This window comes from Flavobacterium sp. WC2409 (assembly GCF_041200085.1).
GTDB lineage: Bacteria > Bacteroidota > Bacteroidia > Flavobacteriales > Flavobacteriaceae > Flavobacterium.
In genome coordinates this window covers 378,593-395,097 of sequence record NZ_CP165625.1, presented here as the reverse complement: position 1 = coordinate 395,097, position 16,505 = coordinate 378,593, and the positions used below count along the sequence as shown (strand labels likewise).

The following is a 16,505-nucleotide window of genomic DNA, read 5'->3' as shown; positions in this document are numbered from 1 at the left end:
AAATTAACTGTTATCGCCAACCGCCACCTAAAGCACGGTATAACTCAACATTAGATGATAATTGCTCTTTTTTTATCGAAGCCAATTCTAGCTCTGCTTGCAAAAGATTGCCTTGCGCAATAACTACTTCCAGGTAAGTTACCATACCATTTTTAAAAAGCATGTTTGCATTTATAATTGCTTTTTGAAGTGTTGTTGTTCTTAGTTTTGCAATCTCAAATTGCGCTGCTTGTTTTTCAATTTTAGTCAATGCATTTGAAACTTCACCTACAGCTACTAAAACAGTTTGTTTGAACTGTAATATTGATTGCTCTCTTTCTACTTTAGCTATTTCATATTGTGTTCTTAATTTTTTGCTGTTTAGTAGTGGTGCTGTCAATCCGCCCGCAATAGAACCAAATAATGAAGCTGGAATATTAAACCAATTGTTTATTTCGAATGAATTTACACCAGTTCTAGCCGTAATATTCAAAGAAGGATACAAACTGGCCTTCGTTACACCAACTCTTGCATTGGCCATTTTTACCCCCATTTCAGCACTTTTTACATCTGGTCGTTTACTCAATAACTGAGATGGAATTCCAGCAGAAAGATTGTCTTTTATCACTATAGTTTCCAGCTTGCTCTGTCTATCTTTAGCCTCTGGAAAAGTCCCTGATAATACACTTAATGCATTCTCTTGAATTTGAATATTTTGCTCTAATTGTGGAATCAATTGGGCTGCAACAAGTTGTTGTGCTTCTGTTTGTTGTTTTGCAAATAAATTTACCTGTCCGGCTTCATATTGAAGATTTACAATAAAAAGAGTACTGTCATTCAAAACAAGTGTTTTCTTAGCAATTTCTAATTGTGCATCTAGCATCAACAAATCATAAAACCCTTTTGACACACTTGCAACTATTGCTGTTTGCAATGCTTTTTTGGCTTCTGTTGTTTGCATATAAGCAGCTAATGCACTTTTTTTCTGGTTTTTTATTTTACCCCAAATATCTGCTTCCCATGACAAACTTAGTCCTGCCGAATAGTCTTCTAAATGTTTTTTACCCAGAAATTGATTTGTACTTATTCCATTTAAGCTATTATCTGATAATCTGTTCGAAGAAGCTGTTGCAAAAGCATTGAGCTCAGGAATATTTCCCCATTTAGTTTGCTTGAATTGTAAATTGGCAATAGCCATATTTTTATCTGCAATTTGCAAGTCATTGTTTTTCAATAATGCATCATCAATTAACTTTACTAAATCGGATTCTGCAAAAAAATCTTTCCATTTAATATCAGCCGTATTTGTGGTATCTATCGAAGTGGAATTTCTGAAATTTTCAGGAACTCCAATTTTTGGAGTTTCCTGAGAAAATGATGTGAAGGCTGTAAAAAGAGATCCTATTACAACACTCCTTTTTATATTTTTTATCATAAGATGATTTTTAAAGATTGCTATTGATACAGATTATTTTTTTGAATGGCTTTCGTTGTTTATAACTGCCAAGGGTTTACCAGTAACTTTCTCTTGCAAATGCTGGAAAACAATAAACAATACCGGAATAATAAATATTCCCAAAAGAACTCCAGATATCATTCCACCAGCTGCACCAATACTAATCGAATGGTTTCCTAATGCTGATGGTCCTGTTGCGCGCATCATTGGAATAAGTCCAACTACAAAAGCAAATGAAGTCATGATAATTGGGCGTAAACGCAATTTGGCTGCTTCTAATGCAGAGGCCAAAAGCGATTTCCCAGCCCGTCTCCTTTGAATCGCATATTCAACAATAAGAATGGCATTTTTAGCCAATAATCCGATAAGCATGATTAAGGCAACTTGAACATAAATGTTGTTTTCAATTCCAGTTAAACCAATGGCAAGGAATACTCCAAAAATTCCTGTTGGTATTGATAAAATAACGGCTGCAGGAAGAATATAACTTTCGTACTGTGCTGCTAGTAAAAAGAACACAAATAATAGACTTAATCCAAATATAACAGCCGATTGTCCTGAAGATGTAATTTCCTCTTTGGTAAGCCCTGAAAATTCAATGCTGTATCCTTTAGGTAATTTTGTTTCGGCTACTTCTTGTACAGCTTTTATGGCTGCACCTGTACTAAATCCTGGAGCAGCAATGGCATTAACACTTATGGAATTAAAAAGGTTATAACGAGAAGCTGTTTCTGGTCCATTAACGGGTTTCAATTTTACCAAAGTAGAAACTGGAACCATCTCGCCTTGTCTATTTTTTACAAATATTCCATTCATAGATTCTACATTGTTTCTTGAATCCACATCAGCTTGAACTACAACTCTATAATATTTCCCAAATCTATTAAAATCAGAAGCTTGTGCACTACCAAAGTAGGCTTGCATGGTTTGCAGAATATCTCTAACATTCACCCCTAGTTGTTCTGCTTTTACATCATCTACTTCCATTTCAAGTTGAGGATAATCTGCTTTAAAACTTGTAAAAGCAAATGCAATTTCTGGACGTTGCATTAATTCACCAATAAAAGTAGTACTGACACCACTAAATTTACTTATGCTTTGTCCTGTTTTGTCTTTTAAAACAATATCTAAAGCATCAACATTACTAAAGCCTGGAACTGTCGGGAAAGTAAACACAAAGAAACCTGCTCCCTTTATTCCAGCTAGCTTTTGTCTAACATCGCCCATGATAGCATTAATATCCGTAATATCACCACGCTCTGCTGCTGGTTTCAATAAAATGAATATTACTCCTGCTGATGGACTGCTTGATTGTGTAAGTAAGTTAAACCCTGAAAGAATGTTTAATGTCTTTTTAGACTGCATATCTCCCAGTGTTTTTTCTACATCTAGCATAACCGTTTTGGTTCTCTCTAAAGATGTTCCCGCTGGCATCGACATTGATATAGCTATAAAACCCTGATCTTCTGATGGAATGAAACCTGTCGATGTTGTTTTCACCATGTAAACAGTCGCCAAAATTACAACTGCCAATCCACCAAGGCTCACCCATTTAAACTTAATTAAAAAGCGAAGACTCTTTACATATTTATTTGTCAGTTTATCAAATCCTTGGTTAAACCCAATGAAGAATTTTTCCTTGAAATTTTTAGGTTTCACCTCTTCTCCATCTACATCGTGTTGAATGTCTTTCAAAAATAAAGCTGCCAAAGCTGGGCTAAGTGTTAAAGCATTCACTGCCGAAATCACAATGGCAATAGCTAATGTAAAAGCAAATTGTCTGTAAAAAACACCTGTTGAACCTTCCATAAAACCTACAGGAAGAAATACCGCCGACATTACTAAGGTTATCGAAATAATCGCTCCCGTAATTTCACTCATTGCAGAAGTTGTAGCAGCTTTTGCAGATAATTTTTTACTGTGCATTTTCTCATGAACCGCCTCAACAACTACAATGGCATCATCTACAACAATACCAATAGCAAGAACTAGCGCAAATAACGTTAACAAATTGACAGAGAATCCAAATACCTGCATAAAAAAGAAGGTACCCAAGATAGAAACTGGAACCGCAATTGCTGGAATTAAAGTAGCTCTAAAATCCTGAAGGAATAAAAACACTACTATGAAAACCAAAATAAAAGCTTCTATTAAAGTGTGTTTTACTTGTTCTATTGATAAATCTAATGAGTCTTTAGTATTATACAGAATTAAGTGTTTTACATCTTTTGGAAAATCTTTGGATGCTTTTTCCATCATTGCTTTAATCGCAATTTGAACATCACTGGAGTTCGAACCTGGCAATTGATAAATTGCAATATTAAGTCCTGATTTTCCATCAATACGCGTACTACTTCCATAAGTGTAGGAACCAAACTCAATTCGGGCAACATCTTTTAAACGTAATACAGAGCCATCCGCATTCGAATGAATTACAATATTTTCATATTGTTCCGGTTTATTTAATTTTCCTTTGTATTTAATTACATATTCAAAAGATTCCTTGCTACTTTCCCCAAATCTACCTGGTGCAGCCTCAAGGTTTTTGTCTTGAATAGCTCCCATAACTTCTTGTGGAGTTAGATTATAACTAGCCATTTTTGATGGGCTTAACCATACGCGCATAGAGTAATCTTTACTTCCTCCAAAAATCACTGCCTGCCCTACTCCAGGAATCCTTTTTAAATCAGGAATTATATTTATTTGAGAATAATTAGCTAAAAAAGTTTGGTCGTATTGCGCTTCATTTTCGGTGTATAAATCAACCACCATCAAAAGACTATTTTGCTTTTTGGTTGTTGATATTCCAGCTTGAACTACTTCTGGAGGCAATTGACTCGTAGCTTGAGAAACTCGATTTTGAACATTTACCGCTGCTTGATCAGGATTAGTTCCTAACTCAAAATTAACAGTAATTACTAATGAACCGTCATTACTCGCAGTAGAACTCATGTAACTCATGTTTTCTACACCATTGATAGCTTCTTCAAGAGATGGCGCAACGGAACGTAAAACTGTTTCCGCATTGGCCCCAGGATAAAGTGCCACAACTTGTACAGCTGGAGGAGCAATATCTGGAAATTGTTGTAAAGGGAGCGCCCTTAATCCTATAACTCCTAGGATAACTATAAGAATAGCTATTACCGTTGACAGTACTGGCCTGTCAATAAATTTTTGTAACATATTTTATATTTATTAAATAGTTGAATTAATTTTTAGCTACTACTTTTTGGGAATTCTCAGGGATAATTGTAGCACCATCAGGCAAACTTTCAAAGCCTTTTAATACAATTCGATCACCCGTTTTAAGCCCTTCTTTTATTAAATAATTAGTACCGCTTTTTCCTGAAATAAGTATAGGCTGTCTCGCAACACTATTCTTTTTATCAACAAGAAAAACAAATAATTTATCTTGAATTTCTATTGTAGCTGCTTGCGGAATTACGATCGAGTTCTCGTGCTGCATACTAATTTTTATTTTCCCAGTATTTCCAGAACGCAACAATCCGTTTGGATTAGAAAACTTTGCTCTTAGTGTAATTGCACCTGTAGTTTTGTCAAATTGACCATCGACCATATCGATTTTTCCAGTTTGAGAATAAATGGAATTATCTGATAAAATTAAAGATACCGGTGGCAAATTCTTTAATTTGTCATTTATGGTTTTACCTTCATATTGAGTTTTAAAATTGATAAAATCATTTTCACCTAGAGAAAAGTATGCGTAAATATCTCTAGTATCCGATAATTTCGTCAAAGCTTCAGGATCAGCCGTACTAATTAGACTTCCTTGTTTTCTTGGTATCCTAGCAATGTAGCCGCTCACAGGCGCTTTAATTATAGTGTACCCTAGATTAATTTGTGCATTGGCCACAACAGCTTGTGTTTGAGCAACAGTCGCTTTAGCAATTTCTAAATTTGCTTTCGCAATTTTTAATTGATAGTCCGAAACCACCTTATTTAACACAAGCGGTTTCAATTTTTCTACTTCAATTTGAGCATTGATAACCGTAGCTTTAGCAGCATTTAAACTTGCCGATGCACTATTAAATTGCTGACGGTATGAGTTGTCATTGATTTTAAACAAAGGCTGTCCTTGAGAAACATAGGCCCCTTCATCAACATAGATTTTATCTAAAGTTCCGTTAACTTGAGATCTGATTTCAACATCAGTTTTCCCTTGAATGGCTACTGGGAATTCTGCGTCAGTTGTTGCCGATTCATAGGCAATGTTTAAAACGGGCAATGTTGCTAGTACATTTACTGGTGCACTTTCATTTTTATTACCACAACCTGTTAATATTAAAGCCACTATGCTTAGAGTAATAATTGTTTTCATGTTTGGATTGGATTTGATTTTCATTAAATTATAATTGATTTTCATTACTTATTCTGAAACGTTCGTTCCAGAATTAGACGTGTTTTTAGAGGATTTAAGGTTAGTAATTAATTATACAATTCTGGAACAATCGTTCCAGATATTATTCAGATTTTAAATGAAATAGTAATTATTTCAGATAGTACTTATTGGAACAAACGTTCCAGAATATAAGCAAAAAAAATGCTAATTTGTAATGTGTTTAATAAGGTAGTCTGACATCTTTTTGATCTTTATAGGATCTCGATGTAAAATGTATGCTTGTTTCCAGCCTGTAAAAGTGGTCAAAATGTATTCTGCAATTAATGAAGCATCTTCAGTGGTTTCTAATTCTCCCTCATCTATTGCTTTTTGGATAACTTCTGTTAAAAAGTCAATATAAATATCATTATTCCTACTCAATATTTTTCTTACTTCTGCATCTTCAGGAGCAATTTCAAAAATAGTCTTTACTCCTAAACACCCTTTTTCACAATCTACAACCCAAGCAGCTTTATCATAAATAATATTTTTAAGCGCTTGCAATGGAGATTTTTCCTGAGCAACTTTAATTTTCGATTCTTGAATCGCATTTTCGGTATAGCTAGTAACACACTTTATAAATAAACAATGTTTATCTCCAATGGTATTATATAAACTACTCCTATTGATTTGCATTGCATCAACTAAATCCTGCATAGTAGTACCATGATATCCTTTTTCCCAAAAGACATTCATAGCTTTCTCTATGCTTTCCATTTCGTTAAATTCAACATTGCGAGCCATAAGACATTTAATATGATGCAAATATATAAATATTCTGGAACACACGTTTCAGAATATTTATATATTTTTAAATTTTTATTAAAATACCAATAACTATCACTATTTCAGTAAGTTAAAATTCAAATTATTTCGTGATAAATTATTAATTATAGAAAAATCTTACTTTCTTTCACCAATTTGTTGTCTCCACATAGCGTAATACAATCCCTTTTCATCTAATAAATCTTGATGCTTTCCTTGTTCTATAATTTGCCCTTGTTCTAATACAAATATTTTATCGGCATGCATTATAGTTGATAAACGGTGTGCTATCAAAACGGTAATTTGATCTTGTTTGGATGATATGCTTCTTATTGTTTTAGTAATTTCCTCTTCAGTAATTGAATCTAGTGCAGATGTTGCTTCATCAAATATTAATAATCTTGGATTTCTCAATAATGCTCTAGCAATTGACAATCGTTGTTTTTCTCCTCCTGAAACTTTAATCCCACCTTCACCAATTGTCGTATACAAACCGTTCTCGGCTCTCTCCAATAAGTTTTGACAAGCTGCTTTTTGTAAAACATCATAGATCTCTTCATCTGTAGCAGTTGGCTTAACAAATAGTAAATTATCTTTAATTGTTCCTGAGAATAATTGTGCATCCTGAGTAACGAAACCTAATTGCTGTCTTAATTCAGTCAAATCAATATCTTTAGCATTTCTTTCATTATAAAAAATAGATCCTTCAGCGGGAGAATACAATCCAACCAACATTTTTACTAAAGTAGTTTTACCACTTCCTGATGGTCCAACAAAAGCAATCGTTTCTCCTGCCTTAGCTTCAAAAGAAATATCTTTTACAGCATAAGTACTTGTTGAAATATGTTTGAATGAAATATTCGAAAACTTTAAGTTATTGATAGCGCCAATAGTTTGGGGATGCTGTGGTGTCTTTTCACTTTTTGAACGCATCAAATCTCCAAAATTATCCATAGAAGCTTTAGTTTCATTATAAGTAGCAATCACATTACCTAACTCTTGCAAAGGATTAAATAAAAAGAAAGAAAAAAACATTAACGTAATTAAATCACCTGGCTTGATAATTCCTTGAAAAATGAACATATATAGCGCAAAAACTAAACCTGTTCGCATAAAATGAACGGTTGTACCTTGAATAAAACTCAGTGAACGAATAAAGCGTACTTTCTTTAATTCTAAACCTAAAATCTTATTAGTTGTACTGTTTAATCGATCAACTTCCTGTTCTGTCAGTCCTAAACTTTTAACCAATTCTATATTTCTTAAAGACTCTGTTGTTGCTCCTGCTAATGCAGTAGTTTCTCCCAGTATTTCCTTAGAAATTTTTTTTATTCTTTTACCTAAAAAAGAACTTACTACTGCAATAACTGGTACAGTGGCAAGAAAAATTGGTCCTAAAAGCCAATGAATATTTATTGCATATATTACAACAAATGTAATTCCGATAAGACTTTGAAAAACCATCGAAATAGATAAAGTAATAAACTTTTCACAGTCTATTTTTACTTTTTGGAGTTTGCCTAAAGTTTCTCCACTACTTTGATCTTCAAATTCTTGAAAAGGAAGCTGTAGAGCCTTTTGGATACCGTCGGTATACATATGCGCACCTGTACGTTGAATAATGATGTTGGTGAAATAATCTTGAAAATTTTTGGCTATTCGCGAGAGCATTGCAGCACCTAACGAAAGTCCTAACCAACCCAAAACTACTTTGACAAAAGCAGAATAATTATGATTAAAATTAGTAACCCCTACTCCACATTCATTAAGCAGTTTACCAATTATTATGGAGTCATAAAGTGAAAAACATTGATTGATAGCTGCTAAAAATAAAGCCAAAAACAATAATTGTTTATGCGCTTTAATATAAGTATATAATATTTTCATTGTATATAATCTAAAAAAGGAAATGCAAAATTAGTACGTATTTATTTAATAATTTCATATAATCATGTTAATAAACTGATTCACTTCGCTAAATTATTTTTCAATGGGTATTTTTAACTCACCAGTTCCATTACTTTCATATTTTATATTCCAATCAGTGATTGTCTTTAAAATTGGCACTAATTCTAACCCTTGCTTTGTTAAAGAGTATTCTACCCTTGGTGGGATTTCTTTATAGGCAGTTCGTGTCAAAATACCATCTTCTTCTAATTCTTTTAATTGCTCCGTTAGTACCTTCCTAGTTATTAAAGGAATAATAGTATCCAACTGCCCAAAACGAACCGTTCTTTCTTGAATAACATTTATAATAATTGGTTTCCATTTGTTCCCAATCTTACTAATTGCCCTAGTTAGAGGACAATGAGAACTACAAAATCTTTCATCTCTCACTTTTGTTTTTTTTATGCAGCTCCCCTTAGGGTAAATACAATTTAACTAGATAGTATCTTAAATATACTATTGATAGTATCTTTTCGGTACAAAAGTAAAATTAATAATTTAAAATACTTTAAAATGATTTAACTAATTAATAAAGTAATTATAATAACAGGAGCTTCCAACGGAATTGGAACTGAAATTGCAAAATAAACGGGAGCCGAAAGAGCAAAGAAGGAGCTAATGCAGTTGCTGCTGAAATTGCAAAAAATGGCAGAACAGCGGTAGCCATTCAAGCTAATTTGTCTAATTCAGCAGTTGTAAAGAATCTATTTGAAGCAACTAAAAAAGTATACGGTTCATGGGTTTTTTTATAAATAATCTGGGTGTCTATCAATTTACTCCAATTGAAAGTATTACCGAAGAGGAATTTCACCATCAATTTACTACGTCCTTTTTTAGCTACTCAAGAAGCCGTTAAATTATTTGGAGATATGGAGGAAGTATTATAAACTATGAGTACAGTAGCGAGTAAAAATCCTTTTCTAATGGGTTTCATATATTTAACTACTAAAAGCACATTAGACTCAATCGCTCCAAAAAGAACTAGGACCAAAAAAGATTCGTGTTAATTCAATTTGTCCAGAAATCATAGAAACCGAATAAACTCATACCTTGGGATTCATTGGATCAGACTTTGAAAAACAAGCAGTTGCAAACACCCCTATTGGTCGTGTTGGTCAACCAACTGAAATTGCTAAAGTGGCTATATTCTTAGCTTCAGATGATTCTTCTTGGATTACTGGTGAAAGTATAAGCGTTTCTGGCAGTCTTAAGTAATTACAATAATTCCTTCTAAATCAATTAGTTTAGAAGGAATTATATATTAAAAAAAGAAATAACTTTCCTTATTTTGTTTTAATTACTATAACGCCACTTGAGCCTTGAGAACCATAAATAGAAGCTTCGGCTCCTTTTAAAACACTAACTTTTTTTACATTGTTTGGCGAAATAAAATCAATACTAGATACGATTACACCATCGACAACAAATAATGGATCCGAAATATTTCTAAGAGAACTGACCCCCCTAATAGTTATTTTATTATCTCTCGAAACTGATACTCCTGGCAAACGCCCCCTTATAAGATCATAAATCGTATTATATACACCTGAATTCCTATCTGTTTCAAGACCAGATCCTTTATTATTATTCACTTTATATTCATTAGTTTGCTTAGAATACACCATTTTCAATACTCCTCCTTTTTGAATTCTTTCTCCTGAAGGTAGTGGGGAATTAAGAAACATGAAATTCATAACTTTTTCATTACTGAATTTATTAGACAATAAACCATACTCATTAGAATAAACATTTATTGTAGCTACATTCTGGGGAAAGGATAATTCAAAATTTCCTTTTCGATCCGTTTCAACGTTCGAATAAATAGAATCTAAATAAATTTTAGCATTAGCAACAGGTTTATTATTACTGTTTACTACACTGCCCGATAGTTTATTTTGGGAATACCCAATCCCAATAAAAAAAAACATCATAAATAAAACTACTCTTGAAATTTTCATAATATATAATTTACAAATATTGTTAAATATATAAAAATAACACATAAAAACAACACTCCTTAAAAAAATAACATTAAAAAAAAAGAATAATTAAATATTTAATAATATTAAATAGAAAACTAAAGCATTTATAAACGTTAACTCAACTTCAATAGATGTAACATTATATGTTTTGGTAATATTCCCCATCAAACGGCACTCCTCTTTTAAGAGATTATGAAGGTGGATACGCTGAAATAAATTTAAAAGGAGGAGTCCCTCTTACCTCAATTGGTATTGATTATTTTACTGGCTTAGGTACAACTACAAGAAACATTCTAAATTAATTTATTCCAGTTCGCCACAGTTTTTTTTTGTAAATAACAGTGCTTCTGGTGAAACAATAACATCTAAGAACTCTCAAAGCTCTTTTATTAAAGAAGGTAATGTTGCCTCCAATATTATGTACAAAAATAAGACAGCAAATGACTTTTTTTGGTACAATAATACAGATGACAAAATTAAAAAACTTAAGTATTAGTAAATACGTTTAGGATTTGACTCCAATAATACGATCCACCTTAAAGGCTTACTAGGCTTTATGAATGGAGAAAATTAATTAATAATTCAATTCGAACTCTTTTATAATCCAAATTTAATTTACCCAATTAGAGTAAAAGCAGATTCTAGTTTTAAAAAAGTAATTTTTTTTCGCGCAACAGGTCAATTAATCACTAATTGAAATATTAAAAATCAATGCGAAAAATAATACAGGTACCAATAAAAAAAATAAGTAACAGATTATATATTTCGAAAATTCATAATTCAGTAGACTTAAAGTAAAAATCATAATTCCCTAAATAGATTCCTTAAAACATACTTTATTCTATTCATTTAGAATTATTTTTTATGTAAAACCACAGGTATAGCATATATTTATTTTAAAGAAAATACTTACTAATTATTAATTTTCATGTATTTAGTCGGTAAAATGTGCGTAAAAACGTAAAAACAAAAACAAATAAATTATATTTGATTCAGATTTTTTTAAATTAACCTTGCTATAAAACTATTTAATATTACCTACTTTTTTCAGTTATATTTTTTTTAGGAAGTTAAGATAAATATTCATTGTGTTTAAGACCCAAACTACTATGAGAAAACTTTACTTTAAAAACATAATTTTAAATTTACCAATAGTAATAATTTCATTACTATTGACGGTATCTATTGATATGAAGGCACAATCATTGACATCACCTCAAGTCAATTTTACACAAAGAACTTCATCCGCAACGCCTGGTACTACTGTATATAATCTAAAAGGTGATTTCACCATGTTGGGCAACACAAATTTGACCCTTACAAATTATAACAATACAACAAATAATGAAGGGAATTCGATGAAATACGTCGATATTGATGGTGATTCCAATACTTTAAATTCTTCTATGGCTACCCTCGAACTCTCGAATTCAGGAGAAAATAGCTCTAGCCAAAATTGCTCAAAAATCGTTTACGCGGGACTCTACTGGACAGGAAAATCTAACGATAATAATGAAACATTTTCAGTAACAAAAGGCTCAGTAACAAAAAACTATGATAAAAAAGTTATTTCTATAAAAGGACCAGGTGCAGCTGCATATACCGCTATTACAGCAAAACCTAAAGCTCCAGATTATGATATTCGTTTCCCAGGATCGGCACAGAGTGGTATTTTTATAGGTTATCAAGAAATAACAGACTATGTAAAAACATACGGACCAGGTGCATATACTGTAGCCGATATTGCTTTAATAGAAGGGACAAACAACAATCCTGGTTACTCAGGTGGTTGGGTAATGATTGTTATTTACGAGAATTCGGCAATGAAAAGTAGAGCAGTCACACTTTTTGATGGTTATGCATATGTTAATGGTCAACGCTCTGGAGGTGGTGAATATGGAACAATTCCTATTTCAGGATTTACAACTGTAGGTGCTGGTCCAGTTAATATGAAACTTGGTGTAATGGCAGCTGAAGGTGATGTTGCTACAAATTCTGGAAGTGATTATTTAGCTGTACTAAAACTTAATGCGGACCCTAATGTTTACAACGCGACAAATTATTTGACCTTAAATCATGCCGGTAATACCACTAATAACTTTTTTAATTCGTCGATTTTTCCAGTCCCTGCTGCAGGCAAAAGCAACCCCATTTTACAAAATAATACGGGAGTAGATTTCAGTATGTTTACCGTTCCTAATGCTGGAAACACAGTTATTGGAAACAATCAAACTTCTACCACCTTTAGATTTGGTTCCACGTATGAAGTGTATACCATATTTGGATTCGCCATGTCCGTAGACACCTACATTCCAGAACCAGAAGGATTTATGGCAATCAATTCAATTAACGCTGTTACCACTCCGCCACAACCCTATTCTGTTTTACCAGGACAAGAAATATCTTATACTTTGAATATTAAAAACAAGGGTACTGAAGCTATAAACAATAATTTAGTTACAATTCCAATTTCAAACACAATCAATTTCATTGTAGGAAGTATTATTAGTACAAAAGACGCGAGTGTAACAACTCCAAATCTTCCTTATTATGATACTACTAGCCATTCTATAATTTGGGACATGGGTACGTTACCACTTCCAGCAGACCAAAATACTTTATTGGCAACAATCACTTTTAAAGTAAAAGCCACAGAAGATTGTGCCATAATAGTTAATAATAGTTGTAACTCAGTAATTTCAGTTAGTGGTACAATAAATGGCACCGGAGCAGTATCCGGTGTAGCCGTTAATAAAGCCATTTTTAAAGGATTTGACAATACCTCAGGATGCCAGGTTCCTATTACGGCTCCTACCACTGTAACTTTGGATAATTCAGGAAGCCCTTGTTTTACAGCCTTAGCAGGTCCTGACCAAATTGTTTCTTGTGGTGGAGAACAAGTAAACTTGAACGCTACTTCAGGAACAACTGGTTCTTGGTCCATCGTTAGTGGTCCTGCTGGTGGCGGTGAGATCTTTTCTAATAATACTAGCACCAGCTCAACCTTTTATAGTCCTAATGTAGGAGCTTATTTGCTAAGATGGACCACTGGTTGTGCTAATACAAAAGACGACGTTTTAGTAACATTTGTTGCTTGCGACATTTTGAATTTCGATGGAATTGACGATAATGTAACTTTTAAAAATAATTATGGCTTAAATACAGGTTCATTTAGTATTGAGACTTGGGTCAAATCAAATGCAACAAATGGAAATAAACAAACCATTTTTTCTAAACGACTTGGTACAAGTACAGCTGATGGTTATGATTTAAAATTAGTAAATAACATTATCTCTTTTAACTGGAATAATGGAAATACAATAGCTTCAAACTTTACTATTAATACAGATAGGTGGTATCATGTTGCTGTCACTTTTAATGGTTCAAATTACAAATTATATATAGACGGAATACCTGTGCAAACAGCCGTTGCAGGTGTTAACCCTATAATAAACAATAGTGCTAATTGTATTCTAGGAGCCATGGATCAAAGTAGTGGTATTCCATTTAACTATTTTAATGGATGGATGGATGAACTTCGTATTTGGAAAGTGGAATTGACCGTTGATCAAATTCGGCAAATGATGAATCAAGAGATCCAAAATAATGGAGGAAATGTAAAAGGCGCAATTGTACCACTAGATATTCCTGGTTTAACTTGGACTAATTTAGATGGCTATTATCCAATGAATCCTGTAAATGATGTAGTTAACGGATTTGTAGTAGGTAAATCTACATCAGCTATTAATGGGAAATTAAGAAATATTGGTACGCAACAACCAGATACTGCTCCGTTACCTTATACCTCAAGAATAAGCAATCAAGATTGGTCACAAGATGATACTTGGACTTATTATGATGTTTGGGATGTCCCAAATAGTTTAGCAATAGATGGAACTACAAGAATAGACTGGAATATTGTTAAAACATCACATTATATTACTTCTAAAGGTAACAAAACTGTTTTAGGATTACTAGTGAATAGCAATACCATAAGTGCAGAAAATGATTCAAAAATACAGGTTTCGAAATATTTGAAATTAAATGGAAAAATAGACCTAGTTGGAAAATCACAATTAATACAAACCGAAGGAAGTATTTTGGATGTTGCCAGTAGCGGATCACTTGAAAGAGACCAACAAGGACAATCAAATAAATACAATTATAATTACTGGAGTTCGCCTGTGAGCCCTATAAATACAACCGCTAACAATACCGATTATACTGTTGGAGGTGTTTTAAAAGATGGGACAAATGCAGCTACACCAACAGCAATTAATTGGGTAGGTGGATATGATGGATCCCCAACTTCTCCAATCAGTTTAGCTCGTTATTGGGTATATAAATTTGATAACTATGCAAATGCTTACGCAAATTGGGTTCAAATAGGCGAAACAGGTTCGTTACGTGTAGGACAAGGTTTTACTCTCAAAGGAAGTGGGGCTGCTGGAACAACTCAAAACTATACTTTTATAGGAAAACCAAATAATGGAACTATTGCGACAAATACTGTTAGTTCAGATCAACTATTACTAACTGGAAATCCCTATCCTTCAGCCTTAGATGCAGATGCTTTTATAAATGATAATTCAGCTTCTATTGATGGAACATTATATTTTTGGGAACACTACACAACAAACAATACTCATATTCTTAGAGACTATGAAGGAGGATACGCAGAAAGGAATTTAACGGGGGGTGTTCCTCCTACGTCTGTTGGTGTGGACTACATAAGTGGATTAGGTACTACAACTAGAAGTATCCCAAATCGTTATATCCCTGTTGGACAAAGTTTTTTTGTAAATGGAAAAATTGGATCAACGGCAACAACTGTAACCTACAAGAACAGCCAAAGAGGTTTTATTAAAGAAAACGAAAGCACTTCCAATTTAATGTTCAAAACAAAACCTGTCAAAGACAAATATTGGAACAATAATGAGAGTGATAAAGCAGAAAAAAAGAATTATAAAAAAATTCGTTTAGGATTTGATTCTAATAATACTGCACATCGCCAAACACTATTGGGCTTTATGGATGAAAAAGCAACGATTGAAATGGACTATGGTTATGATGGACTTAATTTTGACGAGTATCCAAATGATATGTATTTTATGTGTGGTGAAAATCAATTAGTTATTCAAGGTGTAAGTTCATTTGATAAAAATAGTTCCTACCCCATTGGTGTTAAAGCAGATACTGAAGGAAAAGTGGTATTCATGATTGATAGCTTAGAGAATTTTGACAAAAATCAAAATATATTTATCTATGACAATTCTAATAACACCTACCATGATATAAAAAATAAAAACTTTGAAGTGATGATCCCAATCGGAGAGTATAACGATAGATTTTCATTAAGATTCACTGATAAAACTTTGAGTACTAATAATAGTAACAACAATATAGACCTAGAAGTAGATAGTATTAATATCATTCATTTTCCAAAAAGGAATAGTATCGAAATTTATAACAATTCGGATCATACAATTATTAAAAAAGTAACTTTATACAATGTATCTGGTCAATCAATTATTAATTGGGATATAGAAAATCAAAATAGGCAAAACATTCAACTTCCAGTTAAAAAAATAAGCTCCGGTATTTACATTGTAAAAATTAAAACTTCAGATGGAGAAATAAATAAAAAAATTATAGTGCCATAATTCCTGAAAATAAATTAAAAAACTGTCTATTATGACAGTTTTTTTTTGCTTCATAAAATCTTAATCTGCAGGAAAAAGCAATATAAATAGTATAAAATAAGTAGTTCATCGGGAGATAAAATACTTTAATCGAAAATATGCTTTTTATGGCAAATACAAGTTTATAATTACTTAATTTTAAGAGATATAACACCTAAAATACATTTTTTTTAGCATTTTAAAACACAATTCTAGTAGAGCAAAACAAACACAAATCAATGTTAAAAATAGCAAATAATTGATTTATTTCTTAAGGAAAACACCACTACATTAAA

Annotated in this window: 9 protein-coding genes; 2 read left to right on the top strand and 7 right to left on the bottom strand. The window is 32.5% G+C overall.

The window, feature by feature from the left end; all coding sequences use genetic code 11:
• Nucleotides 1-10: 10 nt before the first annotated feature.
• From AB3G34_RS01685 to AB3G34_RS01660, 6 genes are all read right to left on the bottom strand, one after another.
• Nucleotides 11-1,414 carry a TolC family protein gene (locus AB3G34_RS01685; RefSeq protein WP_367773889.1) on the bottom strand — a complete coding sequence of 468 codons (1,404 nt, stop codon included), beginning with the start codon at nucleotides 1,412-1,414 and terminating at the stop codon, nucleotides 11-13.
• A 33-nt stretch (nucleotides 1,415-1,447) separates the two neighbouring features.
• Nucleotides 1,448-4,618: an efflux RND transporter permease subunit gene (locus tag AB3G34_RS01680; protein ID WP_367773888.1), complete on the bottom strand. Its 3,171-nt coding sequence runs from the start codon at nucleotides 4,616-4,618 to the stop codon at nucleotides 1,448-1,450.
• Nucleotides 4,619-4,643: 25 nt separating this feature from the next.
• Nucleotides 4,644-5,798, bottom strand: coding sequence for an efflux RND transporter periplasmic adaptor subunit (locus AB3G34_RS01675; RefSeq protein WP_369753264.1), 1,155 nt, complete (start codon nucleotides 5,796-5,798; stop codon nucleotides 4,644-4,646).
• Between the two features lie 201 nt (nucleotides 5,799-5,999).
• Nucleotides 6,000-6,578, bottom strand: coding sequence for a TetR/AcrR family transcriptional regulator (locus AB3G34_RS01670; protein ID WP_369753262.1), 579 nt, complete (start codon nucleotides 6,576-6,578; stop codon nucleotides 6,000-6,002).
• A gap of 159 nt (nucleotides 6,579-6,737) precedes the next feature.
• Complete coding sequence (locus AB3G34_RS01665) at nucleotides 6,738-8,486, bottom strand: ABC transporter ATP-binding protein (RefSeq protein ID WP_367773885.1); 1,749 nt, start codon at nucleotides 8,484-8,486, stop codon at nucleotides 6,738-6,740.
• A 93-nt stretch (nucleotides 8,487-8,579) separates the two neighbouring features.
• On the bottom strand, nucleotides 8,580-8,936 hold the full coding sequence (locus AB3G34_RS01660) for a winged helix-turn-helix transcriptional regulator (RefSeq protein ID WP_367773883.1): 357 nt from the start codon (nucleotides 8,934-8,936) through the stop codon (nucleotides 8,580-8,582).
• 660 nt (nucleotides 8,937-9,596) lie between these two features.
• Between AB3G34_RS01660 and AB3G34_RS01655 the strand changes: the two genes are divergently transcribed.
• Entirely contained in the window at nucleotides 9,597-9,761 is a 165-nt protein-coding gene (locus tag AB3G34_RS01655; protein ID WP_369753260.1) for an SDR family oxidoreductase, read from the top strand.
• A 68-nt stretch (nucleotides 9,762-9,829) separates the two neighbouring features.
• Here AB3G34_RS01655 and AB3G34_RS01650 read toward each other — a convergent pair whose 3' ends face one another.
• Complete coding sequence (locus AB3G34_RS01650) at nucleotides 9,830-10,504, bottom strand: TonB-dependent receptor plug domain-containing protein (protein ID WP_367773878.1); 675 nt, start codon at nucleotides 10,502-10,504, stop codon at nucleotides 9,830-9,832.
• Nucleotides 10,505-11,637: 1,133 nt separating this feature from the next.
• Between AB3G34_RS01650 and AB3G34_RS01645 the strand changes: the two genes are divergently transcribed.
• Complete coding sequence (locus AB3G34_RS01645; protein ID WP_369753257.1) at nucleotides 11,638-16,191, top strand: LamG-like jellyroll fold domain-containing protein; 4,554 nt, start codon at nucleotides 11,638-11,640, stop codon at nucleotides 16,189-16,191.
• The last annotated feature ends 314 nt before the right edge of the window (nucleotides 16,192-16,505 follow it).

Bases quoted from the DNA above. Each gene is read 5' to 3' on its own strand.
- AB3G34_RS01685 (WP_367773889.1), bottom strand. From the start codon at position 1,414: ATGATAAAAAATATAAAAAGGAGTGTTGTAATAGGATCTCTTTTTACA.
- AB3G34_RS01680 (WP_367773888.1), bottom strand. From the start codon at position 4,618: ATGTTACAAAAATTTATTGACAGGCCAGTACTGTCAACGGTAATAGCT.
- AB3G34_RS01675 (WP_369753264.1), bottom strand. From the start codon at position 5,798: ATGAAAATCAAATCCAATCCAAACATGAAAACAATTATTACTCTAAGC.
- AB3G34_RS01670 (WP_369753262.1), bottom strand. From the start codon at position 6,578: ATGGCTCGCAATGTTGAATTTAACGAAATGGAAAGCATAGAGAAAGCT.
- AB3G34_RS01665 (WP_367773885.1), bottom strand. From the start codon at position 8,486: ATGAAAATATTATATACTTATATTAAAGCGCATAAACAATTATTGTTT.
- AB3G34_RS01650 (WP_367773878.1), bottom strand. From the start codon at position 10,504: ATGAAAATTTCAAGAGTAGTTTTATTTATGATGTTTTTTTTTATTGGG.
- AB3G34_RS01645 (WP_369753257.1), top strand. From the start codon at position 11,638: ATGAGAAAACTTTACTTTAAAAACATAATTTTAAATTTACCAATAGTA.